This window comes from Jatrophihabitans sp. (assembly GCA_036389035.1).
Classification (GTDB): Bacteria; Actinomycetota; Actinomycetes; order Mycobacteriales; family Jatrophihabitantaceae; genus Jatrophihabitans_A.
The window spans coordinates 23,134-39,450 of record DASVQQ010000015.1; the positions used below are offsets into that span (position 1 = coordinate 23,134).

General features: G+C 67.7%; 16 protein-coding genes. 9 read left to right on the forward strand and 7 right to left on the reverse strand.

The window, feature by feature from the left end; all coding sequences use genetic code 11:
• Positions 1 to 50: 50 nt before the first annotated feature.
• The 3 genes from VF557_11000 to VF557_11010 all read left to right on the forward strand — a co-directional run bounded on the left by VF557_11000 (position 51) and on the right by VF557_11010 (position 4,144).
• Complete coding sequence (locus tag VF557_11000) at positions 51 to 1,994, forward strand: SpoIID/LytB domain-containing protein (protein ID HEX8080728.1); 1,944 nt, start codon at positions 51 to 53, stop codon at positions 1,992 to 1,994.
• 189 nt (positions 1,995 to 2,183) lie between these two features.
• A complete protein-coding gene (locus tag VF557_11005) occupies positions 2,184 to 3,170 on the forward strand; it encodes a GDP-mannose 4,6-dehydratase (protein ID HEX8080729.1) in 987 nt (328 codons plus the stop codon).
• Entirely contained in the window at positions 3,167 to 4,144 is a 978-nt protein-coding gene (locus VF557_11010; GenBank protein ID HEX8080730.1) for a GDP-mannose 4,6-dehydratase, read from the forward strand. The genes VF557_11005 and VF557_11010 overlap by 4 nt, the downstream gene beginning before the upstream one ends.
• Positions 4,145 to 4,204: 60 nt before the next feature.
• Here the strand turns inward: VF557_11010 and VF557_11015 are convergent, their stop codons facing one another.
• On the reverse strand, positions 4,205 to 4,903 hold the full coding sequence (locus VF557_11015; GenBank protein ID HEX8080731.1) for an SDR family NAD(P)-dependent oxidoreductase: 699 nt from the start codon (positions 4,901 to 4,903) through the stop codon (positions 4,205 to 4,207).
• 200 nt (positions 4,904 to 5,103) lie between these two features.
• Between VF557_11015 and VF557_11020 the strand changes: the two genes are divergently transcribed.
• The 4 genes from VF557_11020 to VF557_11035 all read left to right on the forward strand — a co-directional run bounded on the left by VF557_11020 (position 5,104) and on the right by VF557_11035 (position 10,129).
• On the forward strand, positions 5,104 to 5,565 hold the full coding sequence (locus tag VF557_11020; GenBank protein HEX8080732.1) for an SRPBCC family protein: 462 nt from the start codon (positions 5,104 to 5,106) through the stop codon (positions 5,563 to 5,565).
• Between the two features lie 152 nt (positions 5,566 to 5,717).
• Positions 5,718 to 6,653, forward strand: a complete 936-nt coding sequence (locus tag VF557_11025) for an ABC transporter permease (GenBank protein ID HEX8080733.1) — start codon at positions 5,718 to 5,720, stop codon at positions 6,651 to 6,653.
• A gap of 4 nt (positions 6,654 to 6,657) precedes the next feature.
• Positions 6,658 to 7,839: an ABC transporter ATP-binding protein gene (locus tag VF557_11030; GenBank protein ID HEX8080734.1), complete on the forward strand. Its 1,182-nt coding sequence runs from the start codon at positions 6,658 to 6,660 to the stop codon at positions 7,837 to 7,839.
• A gap of 55 nt (positions 7,840 to 7,894) precedes the next feature.
• Positions 7,895 to 10,129, forward strand: a complete 2,235-nt coding sequence (locus VF557_11035) for a glycosyltransferase (protein ID HEX8080735.1) — start codon at positions 7,895 to 7,897, stop codon at positions 10,127 to 10,129.
• Positions 10,130 to 10,293: 164 nt separating this feature from the next.
• Here VF557_11035 and VF557_11040 read toward each other — a convergent pair whose 3' ends face one another.
• Both VF557_11040 and VF557_11045 read right to left on the reverse strand, forming a co-directional pair.
• Positions 10,294 to 10,992 carry an HD domain-containing protein gene (locus tag VF557_11040; protein ID HEX8080736.1) on the reverse strand — a complete coding sequence of 233 codons (699 nt, stop codon included), beginning with the start codon at positions 10,990 to 10,992 and terminating at the stop codon, positions 10,294 to 10,296.
• A gap of 211 nt (positions 10,993 to 11,203) precedes the next feature.
• Positions 11,204 to 11,938: a hypothetical protein gene (locus tag VF557_11045; protein HEX8080737.1), complete on the reverse strand. Its 735-nt coding sequence runs from the start codon at positions 11,936 to 11,938 to the stop codon at positions 11,204 to 11,206.
• 278 nt (positions 11,939 to 12,216) lie between these two features.
• Here VF557_11045 and VF557_11050 point away from each other — a divergent pair, with 278 nt between their 5' ends.
• On the forward strand, positions 12,217 to 12,825 hold the full coding sequence (locus tag VF557_11050; GenBank protein ID HEX8080738.1) for a hypothetical protein: 609 nt from the start codon (positions 12,217 to 12,219) through the stop codon (positions 12,823 to 12,825).
• An 89-nt stretch (positions 12,826 to 12,914) separates the two neighbouring features.
• Positions 12,915 to 13,793 (forward strand): GNAT family N-acetyltransferase, encoded by an 879-nt coding sequence (locus tag VF557_11055; GenBank protein ID HEX8080739.1) that lies wholly within the window; start codon positions 12,915 to 12,917, stop codon positions 13,791 to 13,793.
• Positions 13,794 to 13,806: 13 nt separating this feature from the next.
• On the opposite strand, the gene VF557_11060 is transcribed toward VF557_11055, so the two are convergent.
• From VF557_11060 to VF557_11075, 4 genes are all read right to left on the reverse strand, one after another.
• Complete coding sequence (locus VF557_11060) at positions 13,807 to 14,331, reverse strand: pyridoxamine 5'-phosphate oxidase family protein (protein HEX8080740.1); 525 nt, start codon at positions 14,329 to 14,331, stop codon at positions 13,807 to 13,809.
• A 141-nt stretch (positions 14,332 to 14,472) separates the two neighbouring features.
• A complete protein-coding gene (locus tag VF557_11065) occupies positions 14,473 to 14,754 on the reverse strand; it encodes a type II toxin-antitoxin system RelE/ParE family toxin (protein ID HEX8080741.1) in 282 nt (93 codons plus the stop codon).
• Positions 14,751 to 15,017, reverse strand: a complete 267-nt coding sequence (locus tag VF557_11070; protein HEX8080742.1) for a type II toxin-antitoxin system Phd/YefM family antitoxin — start codon at positions 15,015 to 15,017, stop codon at positions 14,751 to 14,753. Before VF557_11070 ends, VF557_11065 begins: the two co-directional genes overlap by 4 nt.
• A 91-nt stretch (positions 15,018 to 15,108) precedes the next feature.
• Complete coding sequence (locus VF557_11075) at positions 15,109 to 16,281, reverse strand: methyltransferase domain-containing protein (GenBank protein ID HEX8080743.1); 1,173 nt, start codon at positions 16,279 to 16,281, stop codon at positions 15,109 to 15,111.
• Between the last annotated feature and the right edge of the window lie 36 nt (positions 16,282 to 16,317).

Sequence of the window (16,317 nt, forward strand, 5' to 3'; positions counted from 1 at the left end):
CGGACTTATCGGCTCATCATTATCGGGCCGGGCCGCCCGAGGTGACGCAGATGTTCAGGACCCGATCTCTCAGCCGGACCACTTCCAGCGGAAACGGACGACGTAGGCGGGCGGTCGCTGCCGTGGTCGGCGGCGTGCTGGCCTGCACCACGCTGGCGGTCGTGTCGCCTGCTCCGGCGGCTGCCTCCTGGCCCAACGGCCAGGTCAGCATCACCGGCCACGGCCACGGTCACGGCCGGGGGATGGGCCAGTGGGGCGCCTTCGGCTACGCCACCAACTACAGCTGGACGCACACCCAGATCCTGGGGCACTTCTACCGGGGCGCGACCCTGGCCACCCGCAGCCTGGGCACCCTCAGCGTCGACCTGAGCGCCTTCATCGGCAAGAACCAGGTGGTGGTCACCTCCGGCAGCGCCTTCACCGCCGGCGGCGTGGCGATCCCGGCCGGCGGCGCGGCGTTGCTGCGCTACGTCTCGACGAACTCCTACCAGCTGGCCACCAGCCCCGGCTGCGGCAAGCCGTGGTCGGCCACCCGGCCGGTCACCTCGGGCGCGATCCGGTCCTCGGTGCCGCCGAGCTCGCTGTCCTCGATGCTCAGCATCTGCTCCGGCAGCTCCACCCGGACCTACCGGGGCTCGCTGTCGCTGACCTATGGCGGCGGCGCGAGCCGGTTGGTCAACCTGGTCGCCATGGACGACTACCTGCGCGGAGTGGTGCCGCGGGAGTCGCCGGCGTACTGGGGCGATGCGGCCGGCGGCAAGGGCATGGCCGCGCTGCAGGCCCAGGCGGTCGCGGCCCGGTCCTACTCGGCCGCGCAGAACCGGTACAGCTGGGCTCGGACCTGTGACACCGAAAGCTGCCAGGTCTACGGCGGCGCGGCGCTCGACGGCGTCCTGATCGAGGATCCCCGCACCAACACCGCCATCTCCAGCACGGCAGGCAAGGTGCTCACCAACTCCAGCGGAGCGGTCATGTCGGCCGAGTTCAGCGCCTCGACCGGTGGCTGGACCGCCGGCGGCACCTTCCCGGCCGTGCAGGACCTCGGTGACACGGTCTCGCCCAACCACAACTGGTCCATCAGCATCCCGGCCACCACCATCGGCAACGCCTTCGGGGTGGGCACCCTGCAGTCGATCAGCACCACCGGCAACGGCCTCGGCGCAGACGGCGGCCGGGTGCTCTCAGCGGTGATCAAGGGCAGCTCGCGTTCGGTCACCGTCACCGGCAACCAGTTCCGCACCACCCTCGGCCTGAAGTCGGACTGGTTCAAGGTGGCCAAGCCGCTGACCGCTCCGACGATGTATGTGACCAACTCCCTGAGCAGCCCGACGACCGCGGTCGCGCGTGCCTTCGGCATCAAGGGCGACCAGCCGTTCGCGTGCGACTTCAACGGCGACGGCACCGACAGCGGCGGGGTGTACCGCTCGTCCACCGCGACCTTCTACTACCGCGACTCCTTCGCCGCCGACGCGACGCTGCACCAGGTGCGCCTCGGCGCTCCCGGTGACCGGCCGGTCTGCGGTGACTGGGACGGCAACGGCACCGACACGGTCGGGGTCTATCGGCCCTCGAACTCGATGTTCTACCTGCTCAACACCAACAACCGGACGTCGAGCAGCCCGCTGACCCAGGTGCTGCTCGGCGGCGCCGGCGCGATCCCGGTGGCCGGTGACTGGAACGGCAACAAGGCCGCCACCCCCGGGGTGTATGACCCCAAGACCACGACCTTCTACCTGGTCAACACCCTGGCGCCGGGCTCGCCCCGGCTGCGCTACCAGTTCGGCCTGGCCGGCACCGTCCCGGTCGCCGGTGACTGGGACGGCAACGGCTCGGACAGCTACGGGGGGTACCAGGGCAACCTGTTCTCGATGGTCAACGTCCTCGGCGGCCCGGTGGCGGCCCGTACCCGCTACGGCCTGGCCGGTGACCGACCGTTGGCCGGTGACTGGAACCACGACGGCAAGGACACGGTGGGCGTCGGGCGCGACTACTGAGCTGAGCGCGACTACTGGGCTTGAGCGCGACCACTGAGCTGAGCGCGATTACTGGGCTCGCGCGCGGCCGCTGGGCTTGAGCGGTCGGCGGGCAGCTGCCGGGTACCCTGACCCACGCGCTTCGCGGCCGCGGGGTGCGCCGGTTCGCCAGCCTGACTGCCCTCTGACTGCCAACGTGAAAGGTCGCACATGCCCCGCGCGCTGATTACCGGAATCACCGGGCAGGACGGGTTGTACCTGGCCGAGTTGCTGCTGGCCAAGGGCTATGAGGTGTTCGGGCTGATCCGCGGCCAGAACAACCCCAAGCGGGCCCTGGTCGAGCAGGAAGTGCCCGGCGTCCAGTTGCTGACCGGGGACCTGACCGACCTGTCCAGTCTGATCCGCGCCTACGCCCAGGCCCGGCCGGACGAGGTCTACAACCTTGGCGCGATCTCGTTCGTGGCCTACTCGTGGGAGAACGCCCGGCTGACCTCCGACGTCACCGGCATGGGCGTGCTGAACATGCTGGAGGCGACCCGGCTCTACGCCGGTGACGACATCTCCAAGGTGCGCTTCTACCAGGCTTCGAGTTCGGAGATGTTCGGCAAGGTCCAGGAGGTCCCGCAGCGCGAGTCGACGCTGCTGTGGCCGCGCTCGCCGTACGGGGTGGCCAAGGTGTTCGGCCACTACATGACCATCAACTACCGCGAGTCCTACGGCATGCACGCCTCCTCCGGCATCCTGTTCAACCACGAGTCGCCGCGGCGCGGCCCGGAGTTCGTGACCCGCAAGATCAGCATGGCGGTGGCCCGGATCGCGCTGGGCCTGGACAAGGACATCTCGCTGGGCAACATCGAGGCCAAGCGGGACTGGGGCTTCGCCGGCGACTACGTCGAGGCGATGTGGCGGATGCTGCAGCAGGACGACGCCGATGACTACGTGGTGGCCACCGGTGAGACCCACTCGATCCGGGAGTTCCTCAGCATCGCCTTCCGGCGGGCCGGGATCACCGACTGGGAGGGTTACGTCCTGCAGGACCCGCGGTTCTTCCGGCCGGCCGAGGTGGACTTGCTGATCGGCGATCCGAGAAAGGCCCACCAGCGGCTGGGCTGGCAGCCCACGGTCAGCTTTCAGCAACTGGTGGAGATGATGGTCGACTCCGACCTGGCCGAGCAGCGAGCACTGGCAGGCAAGTGAGGCCCGAAAGCGGACCGACGGCCTTCGTCACCGGCATCACCGGCCAGGACGGCGGTTACCTCACCGAGCGGCTGCTGGCTGAGGGCGTGGCCGTACACGGACTGGTGCACGGCCACGACGAGCAGGCCGGCGCGCTGACCGAGCGCTGCCCAGGCGCGGTGCTGCACGAAGGCGACCTGACCGACGGCGACCGGATCCGGGGCCTGATCGCCGAGCTGGAGCCGGACGAGGTCTACAACCTCGGCGGCATCAGCTCGGTGGCCTTCTCCTGGCAGCAGCCGGTGCTGACCGGGCAGGTGTCGGGCCTGGGCGCGGTGGCGGTGCTGGAGGCCTGCTGGCGGTTGCAGGAGCAGGTCGGGCGTCCGGTGCGGGTGTTGCAGGCCTCGAGCGCGGAGATCTTCGGCAACCCCGAGCAGGCGCCGCAGAACGAGCTGACCCCGCTGCGGCCGGGCACCCCGTACGGCGCGGCGAAGGCCTACGCCCATCAGATGACCTCGATCTTTCGCAGCCGGGGGCTGGCCGCCAGCGCGGTGATCCTCTACAACCACGAGTCCCCGCGCCGGCCCGAGACCTTCGTGACCCGCAAGATCACCGCCGCCGCCGCCCGGATCGCGGCCGGTCAGCAGGACAGCCTCTCTTTGGGCAGCCTGGACGTCCGGCGGGACTGGGGCTGGGCCCCGGACTACGTCGAGGCGATGGTGCGGGCGGTGCGCCACGAGCAGCCCGATGACTACGTGATCGCCACCGGCGAGTCGCACACGGTGGCCGACTTCGTGGCGGCGGCCTTCGAGGCGGCCGGCGTCGCCGACTGGCAATCCAGGGTGCGGGTGGACCCGTCGTTCGTGCGGCCGGTGGACGCCGCCGAGCAGCGCGGCGATGCCACCAAGGCCCGGACGGTGCTGGGCTGGTCGCCGACCTTGGACTTCGCCGCCATCGTCACGGCGATGGTCGAGGCGGACCTGTCCCGGCTCTGAGCAGGACGGCCCGGCTGGACGTCCGGGGCTCCGGGGGCTGGACGTCCGGGGCTGGGCGCCTCAGCCGCGCTGCGGTTCCAGCCTGATCTCGGTGGGGCAGCCCCGGTCGGGAAAGGTCACCACGAATCCGACCGCCGCCGCGACGTCCTCGGGCTGCAGCAGTTGCTCCGGGTTCGACTGGCCCTGTGGTGAGCGCAGGCCGGCGCCGGCCGCGACCAGGCCCGGAGCGATCAGGCTCACCTTGACCCCGCGGTCGCGGACGTCGAGCCAGACCCCGCCGGCCAGCCCGGCCAGCCCGTGCTTGCTGGCCACATAGGCGGCATTGTGGGCGAACGCCTGCCGGGACGCGCCCGAGCCGAGGTAGATCAGCGAGCTGGGGGCGCCGGCCAGCAGCGCCGGCAGCAGCAGCCTGGTCGCCGTCGCGGCCGCGACCAGGTTGACGTCGAAGAGCTGATCCCAGGTGTCCGGTTCAGCCTGGTCGGCGTCGGCCCAGTCGAACAGCCCGGCGGCCCACACCACCGCCGCCAGCCGGGAGCCGGCCAGCACCTGCTCGGCGGCCTCGCCCAGCGCCGCGCGGTCGCGGACGTCGACCACCCTGCTGCCGGCCCGGCCACCGGCCGCCCTGATCTGCTCGGCGGCCAGGTCGAGCCGGCCCGGGTCCCGTCCCCACAGGGTGACGTGCTGGCCGAGGGCGGCCAGCGTCCGGCCGATCGCGGCCCCGATCCGGCTCGAGCCGCCGATCACCAGCGCGTCAGTCATCCACCGAGCATGGCAGCGCCCCAGGCGCTGGACCAACGCGTGCGGCTTGGGTGGGTTCGGGCGGCCTCCGGTGGCTTTCAGTAAGGTGGCATAGGTGCCTCCCGGCTGGTCGCTGCTGGTGGCTGATCGGCCGCTGGTCGGCCGTCCGGGTGGCTGGGGCCCTGAAACCACAGGGGACCCGTACTCGAAAGGGGCCAGATATGCCTAGCGTGACGAAGTCCATCGACGTGTCGGTGCCGGTGCGGACCGCGTACAACCAGTGGACGCAGTTCGAATCCTTTCCGCACTTCATGGGCGGCGTGGAATCCATCACCCAGCTCAATGACACCCACACCCACTGGGTGACCAAGATCGGCGGCGTGACCCGCGAGTTCGACACCGAGATCACCGAGCAGCACCCCGACGAGCGGGTGGCGTGGAAGAGCACCGACGGCACCACCCACGCCGGGGTGGTCACCTTCCACCGGCTGGGCGAGGGTGAGAGCCGGGTCACCGTCCAGATCGATTGGGAGACCGAAGGCATCGTGGAGAAGGCCGGCGCGCTGGTCGGCGTCGATGACCACCAGGTCAAGGCCGACCTCGAGCGGTTCAAGTCCTACATCGAGGGCAAGGGCCACGAGGACGGCGCGTGGCGGGGCAACGTCGACAACCCGGACAACTGAAACCGGCCGGATGACTGAGCCGTCCGGGCAGCAATCCGCCTGAGCTCAGGCGCGCTGGGACCGACCATCGGCGGATGGTCGGTAACATGTGCTGTTGGCAGCCAGCCCGGTGAGCCGGGTGAGAGCGCTTCCCGACGATCAGAATGAGGACCATGACCGCAGCCGGAACGAAGCTGCCGGAGCGGATGACCGCGGGGGCGGGGGCGTCGGATCACCCGCTCCAGCGGATCAACGCACCCGGCAGCTTCTTCCGGGGCTTCGGTGACACGCTGCGCGAAATCTGGCAGTACCGCGAGCTGCTCGGCAACCTGATCCGCAAAGAGCTCAAGGTCAAGTACAAGGACTCGGTGCTCGGCTTCGTCTGGAGCCTGTTGCTGCCGCTGGTGCAGCTGTTCGTCTACTGGCTGGTGATCGGCAAGTTCCTCGGCGCCGGCGCGATTCCCGCCTACGGCGTCTACATCTTCTGCGGCCTGGCGGTCTGGACGCTGTTCTCCGAGATCCTGAGCACCGCCACCACCTCGATCGTCTTCAACTCCGGCCTGGTGAAGAAGGTCTACTTCCCGCGCGAGCTGTTCCCGCTGGCCGCGACCGGCGCCGCGCTGGTGAACTTCCTGTTCCAGCTGGTGATCCTGTTCGGGGCGGTGGTGATCGCCGGCCTGAACACGGGCAAGTGGCCCGATCCGAGCGAGCTGCCGTTGCCGCTGCTGGGGCTGGTGGTGCTGGTCGTCTTCGCCACCGCGCTGGGCCTGCTGCTGGCCGCGGCGAACGTCTACCTGCGTGACGTGCAGCACCTGATCACCGTGGTGCTGATGCTGTGGTTCTGGATCACGCCGATCATCTACAACGTCCGCCGGGTCAGCGGCGAGCTGCCCTCGACGCTCTACACGCTGTACCTGATGAACCCGATGGCGCCGGTGGTGTTCAGCTTCCAGGCGTTCTTCTGGCCGCAGGGCGACGGCACCGAGTTCGAGTTTGACGGCAACATCTACGGCCGGCTGGGCATCATGCTGCTGGCCGGTCTGGTCTTCCTGTGGCTGGCCCAGCGAATCTTCGCCAAGGCTCAAGGCAACTTCGCGCAGGAGCTCTGATCCCGTGACCGGCGCTCCCGTCATCCGGGTCACCGACGTCTCGAAGAAATTCGTGATCCGCAAAGACAAATCGCTGAAGGAGCGGCTGGTCAACGCCCGCCGGTCGCGCGCGAACATCGAGGAGTTCTGGGCGCTGCGCCACGTCGACCTCGAGATCGGCTCGGGCCAGACGCTCGGCCTGATCGGCGGCAACGGATCGGGCAAGAGCACCCTGCTCAAGATCATCGGCGGCATCCTGACGCCCTCGGACGGCTTCGTCGAGCGGCGCGGCCGGCTCGCGGCGCTGCTCGAACTCGGGGCCGGCTTTCACGGTGACCTGACCGGCCGCGAGAACGTCTACCTCAACGCCTCGATCCTGGGCCTGACCCGGGTGCAGACCGACCAGTACTTCGACTCGATCGTCGACTTCTCCGGTATCGAGCCGTTCATCGACACCCAGGTGAAGTTCTACTCCTCCGGCATGTACGTCCGGCTGGCCTTCGCGGTGGCGATCCACGTCGACCCCGAGATCCTGCTGGTCGACGAGGTGCTCGCGGTGGGCGACGAGCCGTTCCAGCGCAAGTGCCTGGACCGCATCAAGCAGTTTCAGCAGGACGGCCGCACCATCATTCTGGTGACCCACAGCCTGGAGCAGGTCCGGCAGATGTGTGACCGGGTGGTGCTGCTCAACGCGGGCTCTGTGGTGGTCGACGGCTCACCGGGCGAGGCGGTCCGGCACTTCCGCGAGGCCAACTCCGAGCGGGACCACGTCGAGCAGGCCGCCCGCAACCACCTGCTGACGATCTCGGACCCGCGCACCGTCGACGCCGCCGGCAACCGGCTGGCAACCTACCCGGTCGGGTCCAGCGTCGCGGTGGAGTTCGACATCAGCGCCGAGGCCGGCGCCGCCGCGGTCACCGACTGGGCCGCCGGGGTGGCGCTGACCGATGCCTCCGGGCTGCTGATCTACGGCACCAACACGGTGCTGCAGAACGTCGCGGTCGCCCCGATCACCGGCACCCGCACCGTCCGGTTCCGCTTCGACCAGTTACCGGTCGCCGAGGGCCAGTACTTCGTGACGCTGGCGGTGCATCCCAAGACCGGCCCGGACTACCACCGCATCGACCGGGCGATGTCCTTCCAGGTGGAGAACAGCGCCAACGACCCGGGTGTGCTGGCCCTGAGCCCGAAGATCGAGATCGAATGACCGCCCAGCGCCTGACTGCCGAGCGCCTGACCGTCAAGAGAAGGAACTTTCCGCGATGAGCCTGTTCCAAGCACGCACCCCGGCCGAGGCGGCCAGCCTGCTTCCGGTCAACGACCAGCCGGTGGTGATCGTCCCGGTCTTCAACTCCTACGACGACGTGGTGCGCTGCTACGAGGCCTTCTTCCGCAACACCCCGGCCGACGTGCCGCTGCTGGTGGTGGACGACCGCGGCTGGGACCGGCGCCCGTTCGCAGTGCTGAAGGAGGTCTTCGACGCCGCCGCGCCGGCGCACGACGTGGTGGTGCTGGAGCAGGTCTCGAACAAGGGCTTCCTGCTCACCATGAACGACGCGTTCGTCGCGGCCGGCCGCAGTGACATCGTGATCCTCAACAGCGATGTGATCGTCGGCCCGGAGTGGTTGCAGCGGATGCGCGAGGCGGCCTTCTCCTCCTCGACGGTGGCCACCGTGACGGCGCTGACCAATCACGGCACGATCGTCTCGGTGCCCAAGCGCAACGTCGCGACCGACGACGTGCCGGGCGGGCTGTCGGTGGACGAGGCCGCTCGCCGGGTGGCGGCCGGCTCGCCCAGGCTGCGGCCGCGGATCCCGACCGCGATCGGGCACTGCACCTACGTCAAGCGCAGCGCGCTGGACGTGGTCGGCGCGTTCGACCCGGCGTTCAATCCGGGCTACGGCGAAGAGGTGGACTTCAGCCAGCGCGCGCTGGCCGCCGGCTTCGAGCACGTGGTGGCCGATGACGTCTTCGTGTTCCACAAGGGCGGTTCGAGCTTCGGGCGCTCGCCGGAGATCGAGAAGCGCAAGCACGAGCACGAGCAGATTATCCAGCGCCGCTATCCCTATTACGGCCCGTGGGTGCGCCGGTCGTCGATGGATGACTACTCGCCGCTGGCGGCTTCGCTGCTGGCTGCCCGGCGCTCGTTGCAGGGGCTGGTGATCGCGGTCGACGGGATGTGCCTGGGCCCGCTGCCGGCCGGCACCCAGGTGGTCGTGGTCGAGACGGTTCGCGCGCTGGCCCAGCGTCCGGACGTGTACCAGGTGCTGGTCTACACCCCGATGCAGGTGCCGGACTACGTCTGGAACGCCTTCGGTAATAACGCCAAGGTCGAGATCCGGCGGACGATGAACCTCACGCCGCAGTTGGGCGAGAAGGCGCACGTGGCCTACCGGCCCTACCAGGTGCGCGACGCCGACGAGCTGGAGTGGCTGCGCAGCATCGGTGACCGGGTGGTGGTCAACCAGCTGGACCTGATCGCCTACCACGACGCCGCGTACTTCAGCCGCGACCACAGCTGGCGGGCCTACCGCGACCTGGCCAAGCTCTCGGCCTACGTGGTCGACGGCCTGACCTACCTCAGCGAGCACTCCCGCGAGGCGGCCCGTGCCGAGGGGCTGCTGCCGGAGGACAAGCCGAACAAGGTCATCTACTGCGGCACCGAGCACACCGCGCTGGTGCAGACGGACTCGATCCGCCCGCCGGGCACCGAGTCGGCCGAGACCGGCTTCATCCTGTGCCTGGGGGTCTCCTACCTGCACAAGAACCGGCTGTTCGCCTTGGCGGTGCTGGCCGAACTGCACAAGCAGGGCTGGCGTGGCTCGCTGGTGCTGGCCGGCGCCCAGCCACCGGACGGCTCGTCGCTGGCCGCCGAGGCCCGCTTCTTGCTGGAGCACCCCGAACTCGCCGAGTTCGTGGTGAACCTGGGGATGATCAGCGAGGCCGAGAAGGTCTGGCTGTACCAGAACGCCGGGCTGGTGCTGTACCCGACGATCTCGGAGGGCTTCGGGCTGGTTCCGTTCGAGGCCGCGCACTACGGCGTGCCGTGCCTGTCGACCCGGCAGGGCTCGCTGGCCGAGGTGCTGCCCGAGGACATCCCGGTGATCGCGGACTTCGACCCCGCGGGGGCTGCCGGCACTGCTCGTGCGTTGTTGGACGACCCGGCGGCCGGGCAGAAGGTGGTCGACCAGATCCTGAGCAAGGGCAGCGAGTTCACGTGGTCACGGGTCGCCTCAGACGTGCTGGAGGTGCTGCACGAGGTCACCAGCCGGCCGGCCTGCCGGGTGGTGGCGATTCGCGGTGAGCAGGACTACGCCTTCCTCGCCGGGGCCGGCTTTGGGTCCGGTGGGTCGGGCTCGCCGGTCAAGAAGGGCATCGACTTCGCGGTCGACTGGTTCCTGGCCCGTCCCGACATTCGGGTGAAGCTGGTGCCGCCGAACTCCAAGCGGCAGGCCCTGGTGCGCAAGGGGATCGACCAGGTCCACCGCCGGCTCTAGCCCTCGGCCGCCCGGCTGGCTTGCTCAACGGGTTCGGCTTGCGGCTCACAAATGTTGTATTCCCTCTTGACCAGCGGTGACATGCTTTCGCTCTCTCGACTCACGAGCAGTGTTGCCTTGGATCCGGCAACTGCTGAGCAGAGGCGTTGGTCAGCGAGGATCGCCTACCACGGACTATGTCGCATTAAGAAGCCGAAGCCGAGCCAGCACACCGCGAAGTGTCCCCGACATTTGGGATGACGCCGAGCCTCGTCACGGAACAACGGCCACAGCCGTTGACGCTGATCAAGCAACGGCGTCAAAGCGAATACTTCCTCTACATCTATGGGATTGACGCGCCAGGCGTACATGCCAGTGACGTCAAGAAGGACCCCGCGCATCATCAGGTGGGCCTCCACGCCCAAATGCGCGGGAACACGACCGTTGAGATTAAGCGTGATCGTTTCCTCAAGACAGTTCCGCCGTCCCGCCTTCCATCCCGCTTGCCGCGCAATTTCCGATGCCCACTCCGCGCCGCGGATCGAGAAACAGCTCGCGTTGCTGGTCCCCGGTGAGCAAGGCAAGAACAGCCCAACGTCATGGGCGAGGCTGGCGAGGTAGAGAAGCTCATCGTTCTCATCGTCGAGCAAAATCCTGGAATCGTCAGCCAGCAGGCGACTGAACCAATACGTGCGCAGACTGTGATTGACCATGTATGGCGGCGCGATCTCGCATAGTGACGAGCGAGCATGCCTTGCAGCAGGGGTAACAGGTGCGCTCAGTCTTGCAAGGCCCTTCGCTTCTGGAAATCGACGCTGAAGTCCAAGCCGATACGCAAGAAAGTTCGGGCCGTCCGCAACCACGGTCTTTGCTGCAAGCCCCACCAATTCAGTGCGATCTCGGGCGCTGAGTCGGCCACCGGTATTCCGCGACCACCCCAGCGTTCCAACGTGGGCCACGGGCGTTCCTTTCGCCTACCTAGCCACGGTCAGTGGCGATGGCGACCACGGTTCACAGAGACACCGATTGCCGCGTCACAACGTTTCCGCTGCGCGGGGCGTGGGGGCCTCGGTCTCAAGCCGCTTAGACGCAACGTCATGCGTGTTGGGGTCCGGGCAGAGTCCCCTCGATAGCTCTGGTCTCAGCGTGGGTCGATCTGAACTCGATCGTCTTGACGGCCCAGTACGCGACAAAGACCCACATCGCAACAAGTTCGATCCAATACAAAGAAGCGACGTCTAGGGCCGCTAGCCCTGCTGTCACGAGCGGAAGAATGATCATCGCCGCACCGAGAGCTGTGTATGTTATGCGATACCGTTTTACCTGTTTTGGGTCCTTTAATAGATCCAAATTGCTACTTCCTAAAAATACCGCAACTACACCAATACTGCCGAACGCGATAATAGCGCATATTCCATGTACGGCAGGTGCGCTATATGTCGCGCATTGGGTCGCGCCGCTGTCACACCCGGTCGGGAAGAAAGCCATTCCAACGGTGGCCAAACCTGCAAGGTTCAAGAGCCAATTCTCCAACTGATTGAAGCCCTGGTACATCATCAGGAACCCGGCGATGAGGACGAGAGTGGCGACGAAGTAGTTGCGCATGCCGGTGTGGTAGTAACCGCTGATCGATTGCGGAAGGGAATGACCCGTCAGATGCTGCTGACCTACGCGAGTGCCGAGGGGAAGGAAGAATGCGGCAATGCCAATCCCATATCGCAGTCCGTAGTACGTGTGAGCCATCAACTTTTGCGCGTCTTCTCCGCTCCGCCGCGCGGGGCTCAAGGCGGTTGGAAGGGAAATTGTCTTCGCTGACTTGGACTCTGCCACCGGCAACATGTCGATGGTCCTCCGATCCTTCCGATCCGAGATTAGGCACATGCGCAGGTGCTAGCCGCCCGCGGCGTTCAACAAACGCCACGGTGTAAATGCCTGGCGGGCGCCAGATTAGACTTGAGTTCGTTAGGTGACGGTTGTTCCGGGGCCTTGGCAGGCCCGTATAGGCCGTAGTTCATTTGGCGGCGTTACAGGATGCCGCCTGAGGTTGGTAAACCCACCGCACTGGAGCCAGGCCGCGATCCAAGAGCGTCACCATCTAATCTTCGGTCATGGCCCTAAGTCCTCAGCAATTCTACGACCACGCGATCGCAGCCGCGGACAGCGAGCGCCGGCTTCCGCTCTCACGCATGACGGGCTGGGACATCAGTCCCTTCGAAGAGGCCGGGCTGCGCATCGCGCCGCTACGCCCACCGGTGCTGCCAGAGCCTGCCCGAGAGGGGGAGGATCCGGCCGAGTGCGACGCGTGCACCCGCCCCGACGAGGGGATCTGGCTCGACGACCGCTGGCGGTTGACCCGCATCAGTGGAGCCGGCACGCCGCTGGTTCTGATGCTGCAGCCGCGCGAGCACTACGACTTAATCGACCTGACCGATGAGCTGGCCGCCGAACTGGGCGTGTTGAGCACCCATCTCGCCCGCCACATCCAAGCGCTGGCGAACGTATCGCGGGCCCATGTCTATCGGATCGGCGATGGCGGCGCGCACCTGCATGTCTGGTTCTTCGCCAGGCCCGAGGGTCAGGCCCAGCTGTACGGGTCGTGGTTGACGATCTGGGACGACCTGCTGCCCGAATACCCGGCGGAGGTGTCCGAGGCTGACGCGAGCATCGTGGCCGACGCGTTGATCGCCTCCTACGGCGGTCGCCGCTCAGCCACCTGAGCGGTCAGGGGTTCGAACGTTCGACGGCGGCACGATGGTCGGGTGTCCTCACCGAACAATTCGGGTGCACGCCGCGAGCGTGACAGTGTTTGATCGCAAGCGTGGCGATCGAGCTGGGCACCCCGCAAGCCGGTCAGCTCGACGACGTCGTGCGCGCCCTTCGAGACTGGCAGCACGACGCATCGCCGCTGCAGCTGCATCCGGGTGACCTGGGCTGGTTCTGGCGGTTCGGCGCGGAGGCGACGGCCGCGGCGGTGCGGACCTGGAGCCGAGGCGGACAGATTCTCGCCATCGGATTGCTGGACGGTCCTGAGCTGCTGCGGATGACGGTCGCGCCTGAGGTCTGGCGCGAGGAGGAGTTGGCTCACCAGGTGGTCGCGGACTCCTCCGATCCGGAGCGTGGCGTCCTACCGGCAGGAAGGGTGTCCGTCGAGACTCCGAACGGCGCCAGAGTCCACGATCTGCTGTCCGAGGTCGGCTGGAGCGCCGGCGAGCCGTGGACGCCGCTGCGCCGCGACCTAACCGGGCCGGTGGAAGAAACCGATCTGCCGATCGTGGTGATCGGGCCGGAGCAGGCGTCCGAATTCACAGCCGTCCACCGGTCGGCATTCGGCAGTACGCGGTTCACCGAGGAGCGATGGCAGGCGATGGCGGCCGGTTCGCCGTTCACCGACGCACGGTGCCTGCTCGCGCACGACGACGCGGGCGTCGCGGTAGCGACGGTGACAGTGTGGTCGGCCGGTCCGGGGAAGCCGGGGCTGATCGAGCCGATGGGCGTCCACGCCGAACATTGCGGGCGCGGCTACGGCCGGGCGATCTGCATTGCCGCGGCGGCCGAACTCCAGAGGCTGGGTTCGTCGAGTGCGCTCGTCTGCACCCCGAGCGCGCGTGCTGGCGCCGTCGCCACCTACCAGTCAGCGGGCTTCCAGCGACTCCCCGAACGGCTGGACAGAACCCGGGACGCCTGAGCGACTGGCCGGCTCAGAATCGGAACCGGGTCAAACCTCCCGGGTCGGATGACAAGGCCACCGTCGCTGAACGGGGCTCGATCCGGTAGACGTTCCACGGCGGTGGCCCCTGCGACGGTGCGTTGAACGGAGCTGTGATCCCCGAGCCGCTCTCGTCGGGCTTCGCCGGCCAGCCGCTGTCAGCCCAAGCCCTGGCGATGCGTGCCAGGGCGGCAGGGTCGCTCACCCGCGTCGCGTCACCCTCGAACACCACATCGGCATCGCGAATCGACACCGCGACCGAACACCGCGGGTCACGAGCCACATTGCGCCCCTTGCGCGTACCGGTACCTGTCTGGAACCAGAACCTGCCGTCCAGCCACATCGCACCGACAGCGGTCACATGCGGGCTGCCGTCCTCGTTGACGGTGGCCAACCACGTCGTGCGCGCATTGATCCCGTCCGGAGCCGGCGCCGAGCCCGCGTCCAGTTTCTCGACGATGCCGTCCCACTCCACCGGCGGCAAGCCGTCCGCCTTACCGATATTGATGATTTCCATAACGCGAAAGGTACTTTCGCCACGCGTCCAAGCCAACACTCAGCGAGGATCGTGGCGACGCGTTGATCGCCTCCTACGGCGGTCGCCGCTCAGCCACCTGAACGCTGCGCCGATCCGCGCAGACATCCTTCGATCGTGCGCCTACCTTGCGCGGTAAGCATCGCTTCGACGCTCGATTCGTAGCACGATGACTTCGCGTAGGTCATCGTTGATTCGATATAGCACGCGGTAGGTTCCTCGTCGCGCGGACCAGATGCCCGCCAGATCGTCCCGGAGTTGTTTGCCTACTCGCTGTGGGTTCTCGATCAGCGCAGTTGTCAGAAAGTCGATCACGGCGACCGCCGCGGCTTCAGGCAACTTGTCGGCGATAGCTCGCTGGGCAGGCGGGGCGACCACCAGCTCGTACGGTTGCTGGTCGCTCACCCGCGCAATCCGCGAACCGCATCGACGCCACGCACCACGTCGCCACGCGCATAGGCAGCGTCCGCCTCGCGGATGTCCGCCAGCGCGTCAGGGTCACTCAGCACATCGATCGTCTCTTCCAGCTGAGCCAGGTCATCCGGACTGATCAACACCGCAGCAGGCCGGCCGTTGCGAGTCACCACCAACCGCTCGTGATGGTGCTCGACCCGGTCGACCATCTCGCTCAAGTGATCCCGGACCGTACGGAGCGACTCAGTACTCATGGCCACAATTGTGGCGCACCTAGGAAAACTTGTCCACTGCTGTTGAGCACAGCCAGAAATGCCATCGATGCGGGCAGGGCTGGCGCCTTCGCTAGCTGGGTGAGCCCGACTCGGGCTCGGCTTCCTCGTCCGGCTGCTCGGTCGGCTCGGCGTGTCCGGGCTCGGCTGCCGGCTCGTCCTGATCGGCGCCGGACTCGTCGGACTCGGACGGGTCGGACTCGGACGGGTCGGTGTCGGGCTGGAGCACGATGGCGGGCTGGGGCGCGTTGATGAACTGGGGCGCCGACTTGGCCCACTCCTCGTCGGCGATCGCCAGCAGCTTGATGCCGCTGATCGCGACCTGGGACAGCGGCAGGTGTGAGGCCTCGGCCGGGATGTGCACCGCGTCAGCTTGCAGCGCGACCTTGACGACGCGGAAGCCGGCCTGGCGCAGGGCGTCCTGCAGGCCGTCGGCGGTGATGCCGTTCAGGGTGCGGTAGGCCTCGAGCATGTCGCTGGCCATCTGCTGCTCGCCGCCGGAGCGCAGCCGGCGCACGATCTCGTGGTGGCTGAACCTGAACTGCGCGAAGCCCTCGGGGAACCAGTCGACGAGGTGGGTGCCGTGCGCGGAGTGGTAGAACGGCCACAGCTGGATGAACAGCACGCCGTGCGGGCGCAGCACCCGGCGGATCTCGTGCAGGATCGCGACCGGGTCCTCGATGTGCTCGAAGGCCGACCAGCTGATCACGTAGTCGAACTCGTCGTCCTCGGCCGGCAACCGGGTGGTCTCGCTCATGCAGAAGTACAGGTTGTCGGGCAGCTTCTCCAGGCCGGCGTACTTGGCGGCCCGCTCGCGCAGCTCCTCGATGTCGTGGGTCAGGATGTCGAAGCCCACCAGCCGGTCCGGCTTGGCCTTCAGCGCGACGCCGAGGTCGATGATGCCGTCACCGCAGCCGATGTCGGCGACCGTCTTGCCCTCCAGCGAGATGCCGTCGCCGGCGAAGAACTCCAGGACCTGCTCGGCGGCCTGCTCGTAGTGGGCGTTGAACCACACCTCGTCGTTGGCCGACTTGGAGTAGTGGTCGACGGCGGCCACCGGGGGCGGGGCCTCGATCGCGGTCTCCGAGGCGGCCGCGGCCGGTTCTGGCGCCGCGTGCGCCGCTGGGGTGTGCGGGGCTGTCGCGGTCTCGGCCGCGACCTCGGCCGCTGTCGGTTCGGCAGCCGCCGCCTTCTCCGAGATCAGGCGTTCGGGGGTCGACTCTGTCGAGGTCGTGAGCTCTGACATGGACCGCTCTCTCCTAGCTGGCCAGGCGGGTACCGA